Below are 20,269 nucleotides of genomic sequence, written 5' to 3' on the forward strand. Positions count from 1 at the left end.
TTCTGTATGGAAGGGCCATCGCTCAACGGATAAAAGGTACTCCGGGGATAACAGGCTGATACCGCCCAAGAGTTCATATCGACGGCGGTGTTTGGCACCTCGATGTCGGCTCATCACATCCTGGGGCTGAAGCCGGTCCCAAGGGTATGGCTGTTCGCCATTTAAAGTGGTACGCGAGCTGGGTTTAGAACGTCGTGAGACAGTTCGGTCCCTATCTGCCGTGGACGTTTGAGATTTGAGAGGGGCTGCTCCTAGTACGAGAGGACCGGAGTGGACGAACCTCTGGTGTTCCGGTTGTCACGCCAGTGGCATTGCCGGGTAGCTATGTTCGGAAGAGATAACCGCTGAAAGCATCTAAGCGGGAAACTTGCCTCAAGATGAGATCTCACTGGGATCTTGAATCCCCTGAAGGGCCGTCGAAGACTACGACGTTGATAGGTTGGGTGTGTAAGCGCTGTGAGGCGTTGAGCTAACCAATACTAATTGCCCGTGAGGCTTGACCATATAACACCCAAGCAATTTGCTAGCGCAGATTGCGGTGGTGAAGACGAAAGAACCGAAAGTTCGCAACATCACAAATATCGCATATCCGAATTCGCTGGGCTGTCCATCTGGACATTCTGGCAACAGAATTTCTTGACGACCATAGAGCATTGGAACCACCTGATCCCATCCCGAACTCAGTAGTGAAACGATGCATCGCCGATGGTAGTGTGGGGTTTCCCCATGTGAGAGTAGGTCATCGTCAAGATTCATTTCGCAAAACCCCTATCTGCGCATGCAGGTAGGGGTTTTGTCTTTCTGTCCTACCAATTCCAGGCCTGCACACCCCCCTCTGTGTGAGCGGGTTCACCCGCGAACAACGGCAAAGCCGGTGCCATCCACCGCGTTGCCCGCTTCGCGGCTAAAGCCGCTCCCACAAATATGGCGCAGGTTCAGGGTATGCTGCGGGAGCGGCCTTCACCCCGCCGGCAGCCCTTTTCCTATGCAAGCCAACAGCCCATAGCTATCATGCCTGCCTTATTCCAAGTCGAGACTGGCATGCTGAAGTTGTTGAACCTCCTCAGGGATGGTCGGTTCCATTCCGGAGAAGCTCTGGGGGCGGCCCTCGGGGTAAGTCGCAGCGCCGTTTGGAAGCAGCTGCAGCACCTGGAGAGCGAACTGAACCTCACCATTCACAAGGTCCGTGGGCGTGGCTATCAGCTGGCGGCGCCGCTGGCTTTGCTCGATGCGCAAGCGATCGCCGGGTTTGCCGACGGCGAACAGTGGCCCGTTTTCATTCACGAAACCATCGACTCGACCAATGCTGAAGGCCTGCGACTCGCTGGAGAGGGGCAAGCCGCGCCATTCCTGGTCCTGGCCGAGCGCCAGAGCGCCGGCCGTGGTCGGCGCGGTCGGCAGTGGGTCAGCCCTTTTGCCGAAAACCTCTATTACAGCCTGGTGCTCCGTGTGGATGGCGGCATGCGCCAGCTCGAGGGCTTGAGTCTCGTGGTGGGGTTGGCGGTAATGCGTACCCTGCAGGCGTTTGGGGTAAAGGATGTGGGGCTCAAATGGCCCAATGATGTTCTCGTTCGCGGGCAGAAGATCACCGGTATCCTCCTGGAGTTGGTGGGGGACCCGGCAGATGTCTGTCATGTGGTGCTGGGTATCGGCATCAATGTGAACATGCAGGTCAACGATCAGGTCGACCAGGTGTGGACCTCGATGCGTCGCGAAGTAGGGGCGGCAGTCGACCGTAACCGGCTGGTAGCATTGCTCAATCAGCAATTGCAGCACGAATTGGCGCGGCATCGTCGCTACGGGTTTGCCGCATTCCAGGAAGAATGGGAGCAGGCGCACCTGTGGCAGGGGCGCAAGGTTTCTCTGGTTGCAGGTAGCACGCGTATTGATGGCGTGGTTCTTGGCGTCGACGGGCAGGGCGGCTTGCGCCTTGAGGTGGACGGGGTGGAAAAGAGCTTCAGTGGTGGTGAGCTCAGTTTGAGGTTGCGTGATGATTCTTGAGCTCGATTGCGGTAACAGCTTCATCAAGTGGCGGGTAATCCACGTTGCTGATGCAGCGATTGAAAGCGGCGGTATCGTTGACTCCGATCAGGCGCTGGTGGCCGAAGTGGCCGCGCGAGCTTCGGTACGTCTGACCGGCTGCCGCATTGTCAGTGTGCGCAGTGAGGAAGAAACCGATGCGCTTTGCGCGCTGATTGCCCAGGCATTTGCCGTGCAAGCGCGCGTGGCGCACCCGGCTCAGGAAATGGCGGGTGTGCGCAATGGCTATGACGACTACCAGCGTCTGGGCATGGACCGTTGGTTGGCGGCGCTGGGAGCATTTCACCTGGCCAAAGGCGCTTGCCTGGTCATTGACCTGGGGACCGCTGCCAAAGCGGACTTCGTTGCGGCGGACGGCGAGCACCTGGGTGGCTACATCTGCCCAGGTATGCCATTGATGCGTAGCCAGTTGCGTACTCACACCCGGCGTATCCGTTATGACGATGCCTCGGCCGAGCGTGCATTGGCCAGCCTGGCGCCAGGTCGCTCGACGGTCGAGGCGGTCGAGCGCGGTTGCGTGTTGATGCTCCAGGGTTTTGCGCATACCCAGCTCGAACAGGCGCGAGCGTTGTGGGGGGAGGACTTCACAGTGTTCCTCACTGGGGGCGATGCGCCGCTGGTAAGGGAGGCGGTGCCCCAGGCACGTGTCGTGCCTGACCTGGTTTTTGTAGGCCTGGCCATGGCCTGCCCATTGGATTGAGGTGCCTATGCGTTGGTTGTTTCTGCTGTTACTGGTGCTCAACGTCTTCTATTACGTGTGGCACCAGCAGGAAGCCCCGCTGAAGGTCAAGGAAGTCGCGCCCCTGTCGCTGTACAAGGGGAATCAGCAAGAAATCCGCCTGTTGCGCGAAACAGGGATTTCGGCTCCGCCCAAGCGCCGGGATGAGTGCCTGGTGGTAGGTGGTGTGATGGGGCAGGGCCAGCTCGATGCGCTGCGTCAGCGCCTTTTGAGCCTGGATATTGTCACCGTGCCGGTGGCGGGTCAGTTGCCAGGGGCGGATGGTCGTTGGCTCAAGGTTGCCCCGGATAGCGAGCGTTTGCTGGACCAAACCGTCCTCGCGACTCTTTCCAACGATTTCAAAGACTTAAAACACAAAATTATTTTCTGCCAGGGTATTGCAACTGGCGAATAGCTTGATAGAATGGCGCCCGCTTCACAGGGAACACCACTCAGGTGGTAGAACTGGAAGCGGTGTCAAAGCAGCTAAGTTTCAGATTTGATTGAAAAAATTTGAAAAAACGCTTGACACTAGGGCGGCAGACAAATAGAATGCCGGCCACATCTGGAGGGATTCCCGAGCGGTCAAAGGGGACGGACTGTAAATCCGTTGCGAGAGCTTCGAAGGTTCGAATCCTTCTCCCTCCACCAGTTTTAGCGAGAGCCGTAAGCTCCGCGGGTATAGTTTAGTGGTAGAACCTCAGCCTTCCAAGCTGATGATGCGGGTTCGATTCCCGCTACCCGCTCCAAGTTTGCTGGATTTTGCACAAAGTGTTTCGCTCTTGTAGCTCAGTTGGTAGAGCACACCCTTGGTAAGGGTGAGGTCAGCGGTTCAAGTCCGCTCAAGAGCTCCATATAAACAAGGCAGATATGAAAATATCTGCCTTTGTTTTATCAGCGCAAGACTATTTCTTCTGCGGAGGATTGTATCGATGGCTAAGGAAAAGTTTGATCGTTCCCTTCCCCACGTTAACGTCGGCACTATCGGCCACGTTGACCACGGTAAGACCACTCTGACCGCAGCTCTGACTCGCGTCTGCTCCGAAGTTTTCGGTTCGGCAGTCGTTGAGTTCGACAAGATCGACTCGGCTCCGGAAGAAAAAGCGCGCGGTATCACCATCAACACCGCTCACGTCGAGTACAACTCGAACATTCGTCACTACGCTCACGTTGACTGCCCAGGTCACGCTGACTACGTGAAGAACATGATCACCGGTGCTGCCCAGATGGACGGCGCGATCCTGGTTTGCTCGGCCGCCGATGGTCCGATGCCACAAACCCGTGAGCACATCCTGCTGTCCCGTCAGGTAGGCGTTCCTTACATCGTGGTCTTCCTGAACAAGGCTGACCTGGTAGATGACGCCGAGCTGCTGGAACTGGTCGAGATGGAAGTTCGCGACCTGCTGTCCACCTACGACTTCCCAGGCGACGACACCCCGATCATCATCGGTTCGGCTCGTATGGCCCTGGAAGGCAAAGACGACAACGAAATGGGTACTACCGCTGTCAAGAAGCTGGTAGAAACTCTGGATGCCTACATCCCTGAGCCAGTTCGTGCCGTTGACCAGCCGTTCCTGATGCCGATCGAAGACGTATTCTCGATCTCGGGTCGTGGTACCGTTGTTACCGGTCGTATCGAGCGTGGTATCGTCCGCGTTCAGGATCCGCTGGAAATCGTTGGTCTGCGTGACACTTCGACCACCACCTGCACCGGTGTTGAAATGTTCCGCAAGCTGCTGGACGAAGGTCGTGCTGGCGAGAACTGCGGCGTTCTGCTGCGTGGTACCAAGCGTGACGACGTTGAGCGTGGCCAGGTTCTGGTCAAGCCAGGTTCGGTCAAGCCGCACACCAAGTTCACCGCAGAAGTCTACGTTCTGTCGAAGGAAGAAGGCGGTCGTCACACTCCGTTCTTCAAAGGCTACCGTCCTCAGTTCTACTTCCGTACCACTGACGTGACCGGTAACTGCGAACTGCCGGAAGGCGTTGAGATGGTAATGCCAGGTGACAACATTCAGATGACTGTTACCCTGATCAAGACCATCGCAATGGAAGACGGTCTGCGCTTCGCTATCCGTGAAGGCGGTCGTACCGTCGGCGCCGGTGTCGTAGCAAAAATTATTGAATAAGTAGTTGATTTACTTGATCAGGCCGGTATAATGGCCGGCCTGATACAGCGTTACAGGTCAGTAGCTCAATTGGCAGAGCGACGGTCTCCAAAACCGTAGGTTGGGGGTTCGATTCCCTCCTGACCTGCCATTTCACCTCGGTGTGATGGCTTTCTTCTCACAGGATCCTCCTCGATGACTCCCAAAACTGAAGCCCAAGAATCGCGTTTTGATCTGTTCAAGTGGCTGGCTGTAGTGGCTTTGGTGGTTGTCGGTGTAGTGGGTAACCAATATTACTCCGCCTCCCCGATCCTGTATCGCGTCCTCGCACTTCTCGTCCTGGCTGCTGTCGCGGGCTTTGTAGCTCTGCAGACTGCGAAGGGCAAGTCGTTCTTTGCGCTGGCGAAGGAAGCTCGTACCGAGATTCGTAAAGTCGTGTGGCCGACCCGCCAGGAAACCACCCAGACCACGTTGATTGTCGTGGCTGTCGTGCTGGTTATGGCACTGCTGCTGTGGGGTCTTGATTCCCTGCTCGGCTGGGCGGTCTCCTTGATCGTTGGCTAAAGGTGTCCCGTGGCTAAGCGTTGGTATGTTGTGCATGCTTACTCGGGTTACGAGAAGCATGTAATGCGCTCCCTGATCGAGCGCGTCAAGCTGGCTGGCATGGAAGACGGTTTCGGCGAGATCCTGGTCCCGACCGAAGAAGTCGTCGAAATGCGCAACGGCCAGAAGCGCAAGAGTGAGCGTAAATTCTTCCCTGGCTATGTACTTGTCCAGATGGAGATGAACGAAGGGACTTGGCACTTGGTCAAGGATACCCCTCGCGTGATGGGCTTTATTGGTGGTACCGCAGACAAGCCTGCGCCGATTACCGATAAAGAAGCAGAGGCTATCCTGCGTCGCGTTGCCGACGGTAGCGACAAGCCGAAGCCGAAGACGCTGTTCGAGCCTGGTGAAGTGGTTCGAGTCATTGACGGTCCGTTCGCAGACTTCAATGGTAGTGTCGAAGAGGTTAACTACGAAAAGAGTCGCCTGCAGGTAGCGGTGCTCATTTTCGGTCGCTCTACTCCGGTGGAGCTCGAGTTCAGCCAGGTCGAAAAGGTCTAGGCGGACGAAGCATCCCATACCCCGCAGCCCTGTGTGCTGCGGGGTTTTGTCGTCACTGGGATAAAACGCAAGTCATCCGGGAAGCCAACAGGCGTTCGTACCCGATTTTGGAGTAGCTCATGGCTAAGAAGATTCAGGCTTACATCAAGCTGCAAGTTAAGGCCGGCCAGGCCAACCCAAGCCCACCCGTTGGTCCAGCACTGGGTCAACACGGTGTGAACATCATGGAATTCTGCAAGGCCTTCAACGCCCGTACCCAGGGTCAAGAAGCCGGCCTGCCGACTCCTGTGATCATCACTGTCTACAGCGACCGTAGCTTCACCTTCGAGACCAAGAGCACCCCTGCCTCGGTTCTGCTGAAGAAAGCTGCTGGCCTGACCAGTGGTTCGGCTCGCCCGAACACCGTTAAAGTCGGTACCGTTACCCGTGCTCAGCTGGAAGATATCGCGAAAGCCAAACAGGCTGACCTGACTGCCGCTGACCTGGACGCTGCTGTACGCACCATCGCTGGCTCTGCCCGCAGCATGGGCCTGAACGTGGAGGGTGTGTAATGGCTAAGCTGACCAAACGCCAAAAGGCAATCGCCGAGAAAATCGAAGCAGGCAAGGCCTACAACTTCGAAGAAGCGGCCACTCTGCTGGCTTCGCTGCCTGCTGCCAAGTTCGTAGAGTCCTACGACATCGCCGTCAACCTCGGTGTTGACCCGCGTAAATCCGACCAGGTCGTACGTAGCGCTACTGTGCTGCCGCACGGCACTGGCAAGACCGTTCGCGTTGCTGTCTTCACCCAGGGCCCAGCTGCTGAAGCCGCTCTGGCTGCCGGCGCTGACCGCGTAGGTATGGACGATCTGGCTGCCGAAATGAAAGGCGGCGACCTGAACTATGACGTCGTTATCGCATCGCCTGATGCCATGCGCGTTGTAGGTCAGCTGGGTCAGGTTCTGGGTCCTCGCGGCCTGATGCCTAACCCGAAAGTTGGTACCGTGACCCCAGACGTAGCCGGCGCCGTCAAGAACGCCAAGGCTGGTCAGGTTCGCTACCGTACCGACAAGAACGGTATCATCCACACCTCCGTTGGCAAGGTCGGCTTTGAAGCCGGCAAGCTGAAGGAAAACGTTGAAGCCCTGATCGCTGATCTGAAGCGTATCAAGCCAGCTTCCTCGAAAGGTATCTACGTCAAGCGCGTTACCCTGAGCACCACCATGGGCCCAGGTCTGGTCATCGATCAGAGCTCGCTGAACGTGTAAGAACATGGTGGCGCGACCTGTCGCGCCACCAGCAAAAATTGGGGTCCCTGCCTGGCGGGGGCTATCCAAGACCGTAGGCGGCGCAAGCCTTAAAACACCAGCCCACGCAGATGGTGCTCCCGATTCGTTACCGAATCAGACACCAAAACGACATCCGGCTTCGGCCAGATGAAACGGTAAAAACCAGGAGTAAACCCGTGGCAATTAAACTCGAAGACAAGAAGGCCATCGTCGCTGAAGTCAACGAGGCTGCCAAAGTCGCTCTGTCCGCTGTCGTGGCTGATGCCCGTGGTGTGACTGTAGGCGCAATGACCGGACTCCGTAAAGAGGCCCGCGAAGCTGGCGTTTACGTACGTGTCGTACGTAACACCCTGCTGAAGCGCGCTGTTGAAGGCACCGAATTCTCGATCCTCAACGACGCGTTCAAAGGCCCGACCCTGATTGCTTTCTCCAACGAACACCCGGGCGCTGCTGCTCGTCTGTTCAAAGAGTTCGCCAAGGGTCAGGACAAGTTCGAGATCAAGGCAGCTGCGTTTGACGGCAAGTTCCTTGCCGCTAACCAGATCGACGTGCTGGCAACCCTGCCAACTCGCGACGAGGCTATCGCACAGCTGATGAGCGTAATCCAAGGTGCAACCAGCAAGCTGGCTCGTACCCTGGCAGCTCTGCGCGACCAGAAAGAAGCTGCTGCTGCCTAAGGCACCCGCAACTCTTTCAAAATCATACGTTTAATTTGATGGCTGCGTAGGCTGTCACCCCAATACAGGATTTAAGTCATGTCTCTGACTAACGAGCAAATCATCGAAGCGATCGGCCAGAAAACTGTTCTGGAAATTGTTGAACTGATCAAAGCGATGGAAGAAACCTTCGGTGTTACCGCTGCTGCCGCTGTTGCCGCTGGCCCAGCTGCTGGCGCTGCTGCCGCTGTTGAAGAACAGACCGAATTCAACGTCGTTCTGACCGAAGCTGGCGACAAGAAAGTAAACGTGATCAAGGCCGTTCGTGAACTGACCGGTCTGGGCCTGAAAGAAGCCAAAGAGAAAGTCGACGGCGCTCCTCAGGTTATCGCTGAAGGCGTTTCGAAAGAAGCTGCTGAAGACGCGAAGAAGAAGCTGGAAGAAGCTGGCGCTAAAGTCGAGCTGAAGTAATCTCGACCTTGCGACTCCAGTCCGAGCGTTGAGCGAAGGGCTGATGGCTGGTGGCTTATGCCACCGGCCTTTTTCCGTTATTGGTGGCCGGTCAGGCCGGCCCCGATAACAAGCTGCAAGACACCCATGTGGGTGGCGCAAACCAAGGGGTTTGCACGATTTTCTGGCTGCTCCCGCCGGGAGAAGCCAAACAAGCAGGTGACCAAGCTGGGGAACGCTGATGGCTTACTCATACACTGAGAAAAAACGTATCCGCAAGGACTTTAGCAAGTTGCCGGACGTCATGGATGTGCCTTACCTCCTGGCCATCCAGCTGGATTCGTATCGCGAATTCCTGCAAGCGGGAGCATCCAAGGATCAGTTCCGCGACGTCGGCCTGCACGCGGCCTTCAAATCGGTATTCCCGATCATCAGCTACTCCGGCAATGCTGCCCTGGAGTACGTAGGCTATCGCCTGGGCGAACCCGCCTTCGATGTGAAGGAATGTGTCCTGCGTGGCGTGACCTTCGCGGTCCCACTGCGGGTCAAGGTGCGCCTGATCATCTTCGACAAGGAATCGTCGAACAAAGCGATCAAGGACATCAAAGAGCAAGAAGTCTACATGGGTGAAATCCCCCTGATGACTGAGAACGGTACCTTCGTTATCAACGGTACCGAGCGTGTGATCGTTTCCCAGCTGCACCGTTCGCCTGGTGTGTTCTTCGACCACGACCGTGGCAAGACTCACAGCTCCGGCAAGCTGCTGTACTCCGCTCGCATCATCCCTTACCGCGGCTCCTGGCTGGACTTCGAGTTCGACCCGAAGGACTGCGTGTTCGTACGTATCGACCGTCGCCGCAAACTGCCGGCCTCGGTGCTGCTGCGTGCCCTGGGTTACAGCACTGAAGAAGTGCTGAACACCTTCTACACCACCAACGTGTTCCACATTTCCGGCGAGAAACTCAGCCTGGAACTGGTACCACAGCGTTTGCGTGGTGAGGTTGCAGTCATGGATATCCATGACGAAACCGGCAAAGTCATCGTCGAGCAGGGCCGTCGTATTACCGCGCGCCACATCAACCAGCTCGAGAAGGCCGGCGTCAAGCAGCTGGACGTTCCTATGGAATACGTCCTGGGCCGCACTACCGCCAAGGCCATCGTGCATCCGGCTACCGGCGAGATCCTGGCCGAATGCAACACCGAGATGACCACCGAACTGCTGATCAAGGTCGCCAAGGCGCAGGTTGTCCGTATCGAGACCCTGTACACCAACGACATCGATTGCGGTCCGTTCATCTCCGATACCCTGAAGATCGACACCACCAGCAACCAGCTGGAAGCCCTGGTCGAGATCTACCGCATGATGCGTCCTGGCGAACCGCCAACCAAGGATGCTGCCGAGACCCTGTTCAACAACCTGTTCTTCAGTGCCGAGCGTTACGACCTGTCCGCGGTTGGCCGCATGAAGTTCAACCGTCGTATCGGTCGTACCGAGATCGAAGGTTCGGGCGTGCTGAGCAAGGAAGATATCGTCGAGGTTCTGAAGACCCTGGTCGACATCCGTAACGGCAAAGGCATCGTCGACGACATCGACCACCTGGGTAACCGTCGCGTACGTTGCGTCGGCGAGATGGCCGAGAACCAGTTCCGCGTTGGCCTGGTGCGTGTCGAGCGCGCGGTCAAGGAACGCCTGTCGATGGCGGAAAGCGAAGGCCTGATGCCGCAAGACCTGATCAACGCCAAGCCGGTTGCGGCGGCGGTGAAAGAGTTCTTCGGTTCCAGCCAGCTGTCCCAATTCATGGACCAGAACAACCCACTCTCCGAGATCACCCACAAGCGCCGCGTCTCCGCACTCGGCCCAGGTGGTCTGACCCGTGAGCGTGCCGGCTTCGAAGTCCGTGACGTACACCCGACCCACTACGGCCGTGTGTGCCCGATCGAGACCCCTGAAGGTCCGAACATCGGTCTGATCAACTCCCTGGCTGCCTATGCCCGCACCAACCAGTATGGCTTCCTGGAAAGCCCGTACCGCGTGGTGAAGGAAGGCGTGGTCAGCGACGAAATCGTGTTCCTGTCGGCCATTGAAGAAGCGGATCACGTCATCGCCCAGGCTTCGGCCGCGATGAACGAGAAGAAGCAGCTGATCGATGAGCTGGTAGCTGTTCGTCACCTGAACGAATTCACCGTCAAGGCGCCGGAAGACGTCACCCTGATGGACGTTTCGCCGAAGCAGGTTGTTTCCGTTGCTGCGTCGCTGATTCCGTTCCTCGAGCACGACGACGCCAACCGTGCATTGATGGGTTCGAACATGCAGCGTCAGGCTGTACCGACCCTGCGCGCCGACAAGCCGCTGGTAGGTACCGGCATGGAGCGCAACGTTGCCCGTGACTCCGGTGTCTGCGTGGTTGCTCGCCGCGGTGGCGTGATCGACTCGGTCGACGCCAGCCGTATCGTTGTTCGCGTTGCAGACGACGAAGTTGAAACCGGCGAAGCAGGTGTGGATATCTACAACCTGACCAAGTACACCCGTTCGAACCAGAACACCTGCATCAACCAGCGTCCGCTGGTGAGCAAGGGTGACAAGGTTCAGCGTGGCGACATCATGGCCGACGGCCCGTCCACCGACATGGGTGAGCTGGCACTGGGTCAGAACATGCGCATCGCGTTCATGGCGTGGAACGGCTTCAACTTCGAAGACTCCATCTGCCTGTCCGAGCGTGTGGTCCAGGAAGATCGCTTCACCACCATCCACATCCAGGAACTGACCTGTGTGGCGCGTGACACCAAGCTTGGCCCAGAGGAAATCACTGCGGACATCCCGAACGTGGGTGAAGCCGCACTGAACAAGCTGGACGAAGCCGGTATCGTCTACGTGGGTGCCGAAGTCGGCGCTGGCGACATCCTGGTCGGCAAGGTAACGCCAAAAGGCGAAACCCAGCTGACTCCGGAAGAAAAACTGCTGCGCGCGATCTTCGGTGAGAAGGCCAGCGACGTTAAGGACACCTCCCTGCGCGTGCCAACCGGCACCAAGGGTACCGTCATCGACGTACAGGTCTTCACCCGTGATGGCGTCGAGCGCGACAGCCGCGCCCTGGCCATCGAGAAGATGCAGCTGGACGAGATCCGCAAGGACCTCAACGAAGAGTTCCGCATCGTCGAAGGTGCAACCTTCGAGCGTCTGCGTTCTGCCCTGAACGGCCAGGTGGTCGACGGTGGCGCGGGCCTGAAGAAAGGCACTGTGATCACTGACGAAGTACTGGACGGTCTGGAGCACGGCCAGTGGTTCAAACTGCGCATGGCCGAAGATGCACTGAACGAGCAGCTGGAAAAGGCTCAGCAGTACATCGTCGATCGTCGCCGTCTGCTGGACGACAAGTTCGAAGACAAGAAGCGCAAGCTGCAGCAGGGTGATGACCTGGCACCGGGCGTACTGAAGATCGTCAAGGTTTACCTGGCAATCCGCCGTCGCATCCAGCCGGGTGACAAGATGGCCGGTCGTCACGGTAACAAGGGTGTCGTCTCGGTAATCATGCCGGTCGAAGACATGCCGCACGACGCCAACGGTACTCCGGTCGATGTCGTACTGAACCCGCTGGGTGTACCTTCGCGTATGAACGTCGGTCAGATCCTCGAAACTCACCTGGGCCTGGCGGCCAAGGGTCTGGGCGAGAAGATCGACCGCATGATCGAAGAGCAGCGCAAGGCCGCTGAACTGCGCGTGTTCCTGACCGAGGTCTACAACGAGATCGGCGGTCGTCAGGAAAACCTCGACGAGTTCACCGACGAAGAGATCCTGGCCCTTGCTCACAACCTGAAGAAGGGTGTGCCAATGGCTACCCCGGTCTTCGACGGTGCCAAGGAGCGCGAGATCAAGGCCATGCTGAAGCTGGCCGACCTGCCAGAGAGCGGCCAGATGGTGCTGTTCGATGGCCGTACCGGCAACAAGTTCGAGCGTCCTGTGACCGTTGGTTACATGTACATGCTCAAGCTGAACCACTTGGTGGACGACAAGATGCACGCGCGTTCCACTGGTTCCTACAGCCTGGTTACCCAGCAGCCGCTGGGTGGTAAGGCGCAGTTCGGTGGTCAGCGTTTCGGGGAGATGGAAGTGTGGGCGCTGGAAGCATACGGCGCGGCATACACCCTGCAAGAAATGCTCACAGTGAAGTCGGACGACGTGAACGGCCGTACCAAGATGTACAAGAACATCGTGGATGGCGATCACCGTATGGAGCCGGGCATGCCCGAGTCCTTCAACGTGTTGATCAAAGAGATCCGTTCGCTCGGTATCGATATCGATCTGGAAACCGAATAACACGTGACGCGAAGGGGAGTGGGGCAGGTAATGCCCGCTCCCTGCTCCGCCAGGAGGAAAGGCCTTGAAAGACCTACTGAATTTGCTGAAAAACCAGGGTCAAGTCGAAGAGTTCGACGCCATCCGCATCGGTCTGGCGTCGCCTGAAATGATCCGTTCGTGGTCGTTCGGTGAAGTTAAGAAGCCGGAAACCATCAACTACCGTACGTTCAAGCCTGAGCGTGACGGCCTGTTCTGCGCCAAGATCTTTGGCCCAGTCAAGGACTACGAGTGCCTGTGCGGCAAGTACAAGCGCCTCAAGCACCGCGGCGTGATCTGCGAGAAGTGCGGCGTTGAAGTTGCCCTGGCAAAAGTTCGTCGTGAGCGCATGGCGCACATCGAGCTGGCCTCGCCGGTTGCCCACATCTGGTTCCTGAAGTCGCTGCCGTCCCGTATCGGCCTGCTGATGGACATGACCCTGCGTGACATCGAGCGCGTGCTCTACTTCGAGAGCTACGTCGTTATCGACCCGGGCATGACGACCCTGGAAAAGGGCCAGCTGCTGAACGACGAGCAGTACTTTGAAGCGCTGGAAGAGTTCGGTGACGACTTCGACGCCCGCATGGGTGCCGAGGCTGTCCGCGAGCTGCTGCACGCTATCGACCTGGAGCACGAGATCGGTCGCCTGCGCGAAGAGATTCCGCAGACCAACTCGGAAACCAAGATCAAGAAGCTGTCCAAGCGTCTGAAGCTGATGGAAGCGTTCCAGGGCTCGGGCAACCTGCCTGAGTGGATGGTCCTGACCGTCCTGCCAGTGCTGCCGCCGGACCTGCGTCCGCTGGTTCCGCTGGATGGCGGCCGCTTCGCGACCTCCGACCTGAACGACCTGTATCGTCGGGTGATCAACCGTAACAACCGTCTGAAGCGCCTGCTGGATCTGTCGGCGCCGGACATCATCGTGCGCAACGAAAAGCGCATGCTGCAGGAAGCGGTCGACGCCCTGCTGGACAACGGCCGTCGCGGTCGCGCCATCACTGGCTCGAACAAGCGTCCGCTGAAGTCCCTGGCCGACATGATCAAAGGTAAGCAAGGTCGCTTCCGTCAGAACTTGCTCGGTAAGCGTGTGGACTACTCCGGCCGTTCGGTTATTACCGTAGGCCCGACCCTGCGTCTGCATCAGTGCGGTCTGCCGAAGAAGATGGCCCTCGAGCTGTTCAAGCCCTTCATTTTCGGCAAGCTTGAAATGCGTGGTCTGGCGACCACCATCAAGGCTGCCAAGAAGATGGTCGAGCGCGAGCTGCCAGAGGTTTGGGACGTGCTCGCCGAGGTGATTCGCGAACACCCCGTGCTGCTCAACCGTGCACCGACCCTGCACCGTCTGGGTATCCAGGCCTTTGAACCGGTTCTGATCGAAGGTAAGGCTATCCAGCTGCACCCGCTGGTCTGTGCCGCGTACAACGCCGACTTCGACGGTGACCAGATGGCCGTTCACGTGCCGCTGACCCTGGAAGCCCAGCTCGAAGCGCGCGCGCTGATGATGTCGACCAACAACATCCTGTCGCCAGCCAACGGTGAGCCAATCATCGTTCCGTCGCAGGACGTGGTACTGGGTCTGTACTACATGACCCGCGAAGCCATCAACGCCAAGGGCGAAGGTCGCGTGTTCGCCGACCTGCAGGAAGTCGACCGCGTATTCCGCGCCGGCGAGGCTGCCCTGCACGCGAAAATCAAGGTTCGTATCAACGAAACCGTGAAAGAGCGTGACGGTTCGGTGGTCAAGAACACCCGTATCGTCGACACTACTGTCGGCCGTGCGCTGCTGTTCCAGGTTGTACCGGCAGGCCTGCCGTACGACGTGGTCAACCAGCCGATGAAGAAGAAGGCGATCTCCAAGCTGATCAACCAGTGCTACCGCGTGGTTGGTCTGAAAGAGACCGTTATTTTTGCTGACCAGCTGATGTACACCGGTTTCGCTTACTCGACCATTTCCGGCGTTTCCATCGGTGTTAACGACTTCGTTATCCCGGACGAGAAAGCCCGCATCATCGGTACCGCTACCGACGAAGTGAAGGAAATCGAGAGTCAGTACGCCTCCGGCCTGGTAACCCAGGGCGAGAAGTACAACAAGGTCATCGACTTGTGGTCGAAGGCGAACGACGAAGTGTCCAAGGCGATGATGGCCAACCTCTCGAAAGAGAAGGTTATCGACCGCGAAGGCAACGAAGTCGAGCAAGAGTCCTTCAACTCGATGTACATGATGGCTGACTCCGGTGCGCGGGGTTCCGCAGCCCAGATCCGTCAGCTGGCCGGTATGCGTGGCCTGATGGCCAAGCCGGACGGCTCCATCATCGAGACGCCGATCACCGCGAACTTCCGTGAAGGTCTGAGCGTTCTGCAGTACTTCATTTCGACCCACGGTGCTCGTAAGGGTCTGGCGGATACCGCACTGAAGACTGCTAACTCCGGTTACCTGACTCGTCGTCTGGTAGACGTTGCCCAGGATCTGGTGGTTACCGAGATCGACTGCGGCACCGACCAGGGCCTGCTGATGACCCCGCACATCGAAGGTGGCGACGTTGTAGAGCCGCTGGGTGAGCGTGTACTGGGTCGTGTCATCGCCCGTGACGTGTTCAAGCCAGGCACCGAGGACGTCATCGTTCCGGCCGGTACCTTGGTCGACGAGAAGTGGGTCGAGTTCATCGAGCTGAACAGCATCGACGAAGTGGTCGTGCGTTCGCCGATCAACTGCGAAACCCGCTACGGCATCTGCGCCAAGTGCTACGGTCGTGACCTGGCTCGCGGTCACCAGGTGAACATCGGTGAAGCTGTCGGCGTTATCGCTGCGCAGTCGATCGGTGAGCCGGGTACCCAGCTGACCATGCGTACGTTCCACATCGGTGGTGCTGCAAGCCGTACCTCGGCTGCCGACAGCGTCCAGGTTAAGAACGGCGGCATGGTGCGTCTGCACAACCTGAAGCAGGTTGAGCGTGCCGATGGCAACCTGGTTGCCGTATCGCGTTCCGGCGAGCTGGCCATTGCCGACGAATTCGGTCGTGAGCGTGAGCGCTACAAGCTGCCTTATGGTGCGGTGATTTCGGTCAAGGAAGGTGACAAGGTCGAAGCTGGCGCCATCGTCGCCAAGTGGGATCCGCACACCCACCCGATCGTTACCGAGCTGAAAGGTACCGTGACCTTTGTGGGCATGGAAGAAGGCATCACCATCAAACGTCAGACCGACGAATTGACTGGTTTGACCAACATTGAAGTCCTGGACGTCAAGGATCGCCCTGCCGCTGGTAAGGAAATCCGTCCGGCGATCAAGATGGTCGACGCCTCTGGCAAGGACCTGTACCTGCCGGGTACCGACGTACCTGCCCAGTACTTCCTGCCGGCCAACGCCCTCGTCGGCGTAGCTGACGGTGCCCAGATCGGCGTTGGTGACGTTATCGCGCGTATCCCGCAAGAAACGTCGAAGACCCGTGACATCACCGGTGGTCTGCCGCGCGTTGCCGACCTGTTCGAAGCGCGCCGTCCGAAAGAAGCCTCGATTCTGGCTGAAGTCAGCGGCACCATCGCATTCGGCAAGGAGACCAAGGGCAAGCGCCGTCTGGTCATCACCCCGACCGACGGTAGCGATCCGTACGAAGAGCTGATTCCGAAGTGGCGCCACCTGAACGTCTTTGAAGGCGAACAGGTAAACCGCGGCGAAGTTATCTCTGACGGCCCGAGCGATCCGCACGACATCCTGCGTCTGCTGGGTGTGAGCGCGCTGGCGAAGTACATCGTCAACGAGATTCAGGACGTTTACCGTCTGCAAGGCGTTAAGATCAACGACAAGCACATCGAGACCATCCTGCGTCAGATGCTGCGCAAGGTCGAGATCTCCGAGTCGGGCGATTCCAGCTTCATCAAGGGCGACCAGATGGAACTGACCCAGGTACTGGTAGAGAACGAGCGTCTCGCCGCCGAGGACAAGTTCGTCTCCAAGTTCACCCGCGTGCTGCTGGGTATCACCAAGGCGTCGCTGTCGACCGAGTCGTTCATCTCCGCGGCTTCCTTCCAGGAAACCACCCGCGTGCTGACCGAAGCGGCGGTAACCGGCAAGCGCGACTACCTGCGCGGCCTGAAAGAGAACGTGGTCGTGGGTCGTCTGATCCCGGCCGGTACTGGTCTGGCCTACCACAGCGAGCGCAAGCGTCGCCGTGATGCCGACAAGCCGCTGCGTGTGAGCGCCAGTGAGGTGGAAGCCGCACTGACCGAAGCGCTGAACTCCAGCGGTAACTAAGTACAGGGCAGGGCCCCGGCAAGCCTCGCAAGGGCATCGGTGACAACAATTGTTGCCGATGACCGGGCGGGGAGGGCCGGGGCCTCGTCTTGACTGGGTGCAAGATCCTCTTTAGACTTTTGTACCCTTAAATTTGGTGAGGCTCCGTCTCGCCAATTTTTGGCTTTCTTGCAAGACAATAGCGTCGCAAGACAATCAGTGGAGCTAGTAGATGGCAACTATCAACCAGCTGGTACGTCAGCCGCGTAAGCGTACCGTCGAGAAATCCGACGTACCTGCGCTGCAGAACTGCCCGCAGCGTCGTGGCGTGTGCACCCGCGTGTACACCACCACGCCGAAAAAACCTAACTCGGCACTGCGTAAAGTATGCCGTGTGCGTCTGACCAACGGTTTCGAGGTTTCCTCGTACATCGGTGGTGAAGGCCACAACCTGCAAGAGCACAGCGTCGTCCTGATCCGTGGCGGCCGTGTAAAAGACTTGCCAGGTGTTCGTTACCACACCGTTCGCGGCTCTCTGGATACTTCGGGCGTTAAAGGCCGTAACCAGGGTCGTTCGAAGTACGGTACCAAGCGTCCGAAGTAATCGGTCGTTTGCAGACATCCATTTATTTGAGTCGATAAGAGTAAGGTCGGGCAGGGGTCGAAAGACCTGGTCCCGGGCTAACCTGAAGACCGTTTGAGGGCTTATCATGCCAAGACGTCGTGTAGCAGCAAAACGTGAGATCCTGGACGATCCGAAGTACGGATCCCAGATCCTCGCCAAGTTCATGAACCACGTGATGGAAAGCGGCAAGAAGGCCGTAGCCGAGCGCATCGTTTACGGTGCTCTGGATACCGTCAAAGCACGCAAGAACAGCGACCCCCTGGAAATCTTCGAGAAAGCTCTCGACGCCATCGCTCCGCTGGTCGAAGTTAAGTCCCGCCGTGTCGGCGGTGCCACTTACCAGGTTCCGGTTGAAGTTCGTCCATCCCGTCGTAACGCTCTGGCAATGCGCTGGCTCGTAGACTACGCCCGCAAGCGCGGCGAGAAGTCGATGGCTCTGCGCCTGGCTGGCGAGCTGCTGGATGCTGCTGAAGGCAAGGGTGCTGCAGTCAAGAAGCGTGAAGACGTGCACCGTATGGCCGAGGCCAACAAAGCGTTCTCGCACTACCGCTTCTAATTCAAGCATCAATCATTTTGCGAGGGCTTTATGGCTCGTACTACAGCAATTAACCGCTACCGTAACATCGGTATCTGCGCCCACGTTGACGCGGGCAAGACTACCACTACCGAGCGGATCCTGTTCTACACAGGTCTGAGCCACAAGATGGGCGAGGTGCATGACGGCGCCGCGACCACCGACTGGATGGTGCAGGAGCAGGAGCGCGGTATCACCATTACCTCCGCTGCCGTTACCACCTTCTGGAAAGGTTCCCGTGGTCAGTACGACAACTACCGCGTAAACGTCATCGATACCCCCGGCCACGTTGACTTCACCATTGAAGTAGAGCGTTCGCTGCGTGTACTCGACGGCGCGGTCGTTGTGTTCTGCGGTACCTCCGGCGTTGAGCCGCAGTCCGAAACCGTATGGCGTCAGGCCAACAAGTACGGCGTTCCACGTGTTGTCTACGTGAACAAGATGGACCGTGCTGGTGCCAACTTCCTGCGCGTTGTCGGCCAGATCAAGAACCGCCTGGGTCACACCCCGGTTCCGGTCCAGCTGGCTATCGGTGCAGAAGACGACTTCCAGGGTCAGGTTGACCTGATCAAGATGAAAGCCATCTACTGGAACGAAGACGACAAAGGCACTACCTACCGCGAAGAAGAAATTCCAGCGGATATGGTCGACCTGGCTAACGAATGGCGCAACAACATGGTTGAAGCCGCCGCCGAAGCCAGCGAAGAGCTGATGAACAAGTACCTTGAAGAAGGTGAGCTGACCGTCGAAGAAATCAAGGCAGGTCTGCGTGCGCGCACCCTGGCCAGCGAGATCGTTCCGGCTGTCTGCGGTTCGTCGTTCAAGAACAAGGGTGTTCCCCTGGTTCTCGATGCCGTTATCGACTTCCTGCCTGCTCCGACCGAAATTCCTGCGATCAAGGGTATCCACCCTGATCTGGCCGAAGTGCCGAAGGATGAGATCACCGAAGAGCAGCAGGATGAGCGTCACGCCGACGACAACGAGCCGTTCTCGGCTCTGGCGTTCAAGATCGCTACCGACCCGTTCGTAGGTACCCTGACCTTCGTTCGCGTCTACTCGGGCGTTCTGAGCTCCGGTGACTCGGTCATCAACTCGGTCAAAGGCAAGAAAGAGCGCGTTGGTCGTATGGTGCAGATGCACGCCAACCAGCGTGAAGAGATCAAGGAAGTGCGCGCTGGCGACATCGCGGCCCTGATCGGCATGAAGGACGTTACCACTGGTGAAACCCTGTGCGACGCCGACAAGCCAATCATCCTTGAGCGCATGGACTTCCCGGAGCCAGTGATTTCGCTGTCTGTCGAGCCGAAGACCAAGCAGGACCAGGAAAAGATGGGTATCGCTCTGGGCAAGCTGGCTCAGGAAGACCCGTCGTTCCGCGTCAAGACCGACGAAGAGACTGGTCAGACCATCATCTCCGGTATGGGTGAGCTGCACCTGGACATCATCGTTGACCGCATGAAGCGTGAATTCAACGTTGAGGCCAACATCGGCAAGCCGCAGGTTTCGTACCGCGAGAAGATCACCAAGTCCGGTGTGGAGATCGAAGGCAAGTTCGTTCGCCAGTCGGGTGGTCGTGGTCAGTTCGGTCACTGCTGGATTCGCTTCTCGCAGCCGGATGAAGACGATAAGGGCAATATCACTGAGGGCCTGGTCTTCACCAACGAAGTCGTTGGTGGTGTGGTTCCGAAGGAATACATCCCTGCGATCCAGAAGGGTATCGAAGAGCAGATGAAGAACGGCGTTGTTGCCGGCTATCCGCTGATCGGCCTGAAGGCTACCGTGTTCGACGGTTCGTACCACGACGTCGACTCCAACGAAATGGCGTTCAAGATCGCTGCTTCGATGGCAACCAAGCAACTGGCCCAGAAGGGTGGTGGCGTGGTCCTCGAGCCGATCATGAAGGTCGAAGTTGTAACCCCGGAAGACTACCTGGGTGACGTGATGGGTGACCTGAACCGTCGTCGTGGTCTGGTCCAGGGTATGGATGAATCGGTCTCTGGCCGTGTCGTCCGCGCTGAAGTTCCGCTCGGAGAGATGTTCGGTTACGCAACCGACGTTCGTTCCATGTCTCAGGGTCGCGCAAGCTACTCCATGGAATTCTCCAAATACGCCGAAGCTCCGTCGAACATCGTCGAAGCACTCGTTAAAAAACAAGGCTAATCCCCTTTA

15 protein-coding genes, 4 tRNA genes and 2 rRNA genes (1 of these 21 only partly in view) are annotated in these 20,269 nt (G+C 58.0%); all 21 read left to right on the plus strand.

What is annotated here, in order from left to right; translation table 11 throughout:
* Positions 1 to 504 (plus strand): 23S ribosomal RNA (locus V3314_RS05960); it begins 2,388 nt to the left of the window's first position.
* A 131-nt stretch (positions 505 to 635) separates the two neighbouring features.
* Positions 636 to 751 (plus strand): 5S ribosomal RNA (gene rrf, locus V3314_RS05965).
* A 290-nt stretch (positions 752 to 1,041) separates the two neighbouring features.
* Positions 1,042 to 2,001, plus strand: a complete 960-nt coding sequence (gene birA / locus V3314_RS05970; RefSeq protein ID WP_046617268.1) for a bifunctional biotin--[acetyl-CoA-carboxylase] ligase/biotin operon repressor BirA — start codon at positions 1,042 to 1,044, stop codon at positions 1,999 to 2,001.
* Positions 1,991 to 2,740 (plus strand): pantothenate kinase, encoded by a 750-nt coding sequence (locus V3314_RS05975; RefSeq protein ID WP_046617266.1) that lies wholly within the window; start codon positions 1,991 to 1,993, stop codon positions 2,738 to 2,740. Before birA ends, V3314_RS05975 begins: the two co-directional genes overlap by 11 nt.
* A gap of 7 nt (positions 2,741 to 2,747) precedes the next feature.
* Entirely contained in the window at positions 2,748 to 3,173 is a 426-nt protein-coding gene (locus V3314_RS05980) for a hypothetical protein (protein WP_338460028.1), read from the plus strand.
* A 152-nt stretch (positions 3,174 to 3,325) separates the two neighbouring features.
* Positions 3,326 to 3,409 (plus strand) — tRNA-Tyr (locus V3314_RS05985).
* A gap of 24 nt (positions 3,410 to 3,433) precedes the next feature.
* Positions 3,434 to 3,507 (plus strand) — tRNA-Gly (locus V3314_RS05990).
* Between the two features lie 29 nt (positions 3,508 to 3,536).
* Positions 3,537 to 3,612 (plus strand) — tRNA-Thr (locus tag V3314_RS05995).
* 78 nt (positions 3,613 to 3,690) lie between these two features.
* The gene (gene tuf / locus V3314_RS06000) at positions 3,691 to 4,884 is read left to right on the plus strand and encodes an elongation factor Tu (protein WP_013970634.1); all 1,194 of its coding nucleotides are present in this window, start codon (positions 3,691 to 3,693) and stop codon (positions 4,882 to 4,884) included.
* Positions 4,885 to 4,938: 54 nt separating this feature from the next.
* Positions 4,939 to 5,014 (plus strand) — tRNA-Trp (locus V3314_RS06005).
* Positions 5,015 to 5,058: 44 nt separating this feature from the next.
* A complete protein-coding gene (secE, locus tag V3314_RS06010) occupies positions 5,059 to 5,427 on the plus strand; it encodes a preprotein translocase subunit SecE (protein WP_003257081.1) in 369 nt (122 codons plus the stop codon).
* Positions 5,428 to 5,436: 9 nt separating this feature from the next.
* The gene (gene nusG / locus V3314_RS06015; protein ID WP_003255501.1) at positions 5,437 to 5,970 is read left to right on the plus strand and encodes a transcription termination/antitermination protein NusG; all 534 of its coding nucleotides are present in this window, start codon (positions 5,437 to 5,439) and stop codon (positions 5,968 to 5,970) included.
* A 119-nt stretch (positions 5,971 to 6,089) separates the two neighbouring features.
* Positions 6,090 to 6,521, plus strand: a complete 432-nt coding sequence (rplK, locus tag V3314_RS06020) for a 50S ribosomal protein L11 (RefSeq protein WP_003255500.1) — start codon at positions 6,090 to 6,092, stop codon at positions 6,519 to 6,521.
* Positions 6,521 to 7,216 (plus strand): 50S ribosomal protein L1, encoded by a 696-nt coding sequence (rplA, locus tag V3314_RS06025; protein ID WP_013970629.1) that lies wholly within the window; start codon positions 6,521 to 6,523, stop codon positions 7,214 to 7,216. The genes rplK and rplA overlap by 1 nt, the downstream gene beginning before the upstream one ends.
* 197 nt (positions 7,217 to 7,413) lie before the next feature.
* Positions 7,414 to 7,914, plus strand: a complete 501-nt coding sequence (gene rplJ / locus V3314_RS06030) for a 50S ribosomal protein L10 (protein WP_003257082.1) — start codon at positions 7,414 to 7,416, stop codon at positions 7,912 to 7,914.
* Between the two features lie 78 nt (positions 7,915 to 7,992).
* Positions 7,993 to 8,364 carry a 50S ribosomal protein L7/L12 gene (gene rplL, locus V3314_RS06035; protein ID WP_013970630.1) on the plus strand — a complete coding sequence of 124 codons (372 nt, stop codon included), beginning with the start codon at positions 7,993 to 7,995 and terminating at the stop codon, positions 8,362 to 8,364.
* 220 nt (positions 8,365 to 8,584) lie between these two features.
* Positions 8,585 to 12,658, plus strand: a complete 4,074-nt coding sequence (gene rpoB, locus V3314_RS06040; RefSeq protein ID WP_046617162.1) for a DNA-directed RNA polymerase subunit beta — start codon at positions 8,585 to 8,587, stop codon at positions 12,656 to 12,658.
* A 64-nt stretch (positions 12,659 to 12,722) separates the two neighbouring features.
* Positions 12,723 to 16,922, plus strand: coding sequence for a DNA-directed RNA polymerase subunit beta' (gene rpoC / locus V3314_RS06045; protein ID WP_046617161.1), 4,200 nt, complete (start codon positions 12,723 to 12,725; stop codon positions 16,920 to 16,922).
* A gap of 211 nt (positions 16,923 to 17,133) precedes the next feature.
* Positions 17,134 to 17,505 (plus strand): 30S ribosomal protein S12, encoded by a 372-nt coding sequence (rpsL, locus tag V3314_RS06050; protein WP_003257088.1) that lies wholly within the window; start codon positions 17,134 to 17,136, stop codon positions 17,503 to 17,505.
* Between the two features lie 106 nt (positions 17,506 to 17,611).
* On the plus strand, positions 17,612 to 18,082 hold the full coding sequence (rpsG, locus tag V3314_RS06055; RefSeq protein ID WP_003246741.1) for a 30S ribosomal protein S7: 471 nt from the start codon (positions 17,612 to 17,614) through the stop codon (positions 18,080 to 18,082).
* A gap of 30 nt (positions 18,083 to 18,112) precedes the next feature.
* Complete coding sequence (gene fusA, locus V3314_RS06060) at positions 18,113 to 20,260, plus strand: elongation factor G (protein ID WP_046617160.1); 2,148 nt, start codon at positions 18,113 to 18,115, stop codon at positions 20,258 to 20,260.
* Positions 20,261 to 20,269 lie beyond the last annotated feature (9 nt).

It is taken from the genome of Pseudomonas sp. TE3-3-F2023 (assembly GCF_036784815.1).
In the GTDB taxonomy this organism is placed as follows: Bacteria; Pseudomonadota; Gammaproteobacteria; order Pseudomonadales; family Pseudomonadaceae; genus Aquipseudomonas; species Aquipseudomonas pudica.

What these genes read in the sequence shown, in the direction of transcription:
- tuf (WP_013970634.1), top strand. Translation starts at nt 3,691, where the DNA reads ATGGCTAAGGAAAAGTTTGATCGTTCCCTTCCCCACGTTAACGTCGGC.
- rplK (WP_003255500.1), top strand. Translation starts at nt 6,090, where the DNA reads ATGGCTAAGAAGATTCAGGCTTACATCAAGCTGCAAGTTAAGGCCGGC.
- V3314_RS05980 (WP_338460028.1), top strand. Translation starts at nt 2,748, where the DNA reads ATGCGTTGGTTGTTTCTGCTGTTACTGGTGCTCAACGTCTTCTATTAC.
- rpsG (WP_003246741.1), top strand. Translation starts at nt 17,612, where the DNA reads ATGCCAAGACGTCGTGTAGCAGCAAAACGTGAGATCCTGGACGATCCG.
- secE (WP_003257081.1), top strand. Translation starts at nt 5,059, where the DNA reads ATGACTCCCAAAACTGAAGCCCAAGAATCGCGTTTTGATCTGTTCAAG.
- rpsL (WP_003257088.1), top strand. Translation starts at nt 17,134, where the DNA reads ATGGCAACTATCAACCAGCTGGTACGTCAGCCGCGTAAGCGTACCGTC.
- fusA (WP_046617160.1), top strand. Translation starts at nt 18,113, where the DNA reads ATGGCTCGTACTACAGCAATTAACCGCTACCGTAACATCGGTATCTGC.
- rplA (WP_013970629.1), top strand. Translation starts at nt 6,521, where the DNA reads ATGGCTAAGCTGACCAAACGCCAAAAGGCAATCGCCGAGAAAATCGAA.
- rpoB (WP_046617162.1), top strand. Translation starts at nt 8,585, where the DNA reads ATGGCTTACTCATACACTGAGAAAAAACGTATCCGCAAGGACTTTAGC.
- rplL (WP_013970630.1), top strand. Translation starts at nt 7,993, where the DNA reads ATGTCTCTGACTAACGAGCAAATCATCGAAGCGATCGGCCAGAAAACT.
- V3314_RS05975 (WP_046617266.1), top strand. Translation starts at nt 1,991, where the DNA reads ATGATTCTTGAGCTCGATTGCGGTAACAGCTTCATCAAGTGGCGGGTA.
- birA (WP_046617268.1), top strand. Translation starts at nt 1,042, where the DNA reads ATGCTGAAGTTGTTGAACCTCCTCAGGGATGGTCGGTTCCATTCCGGA.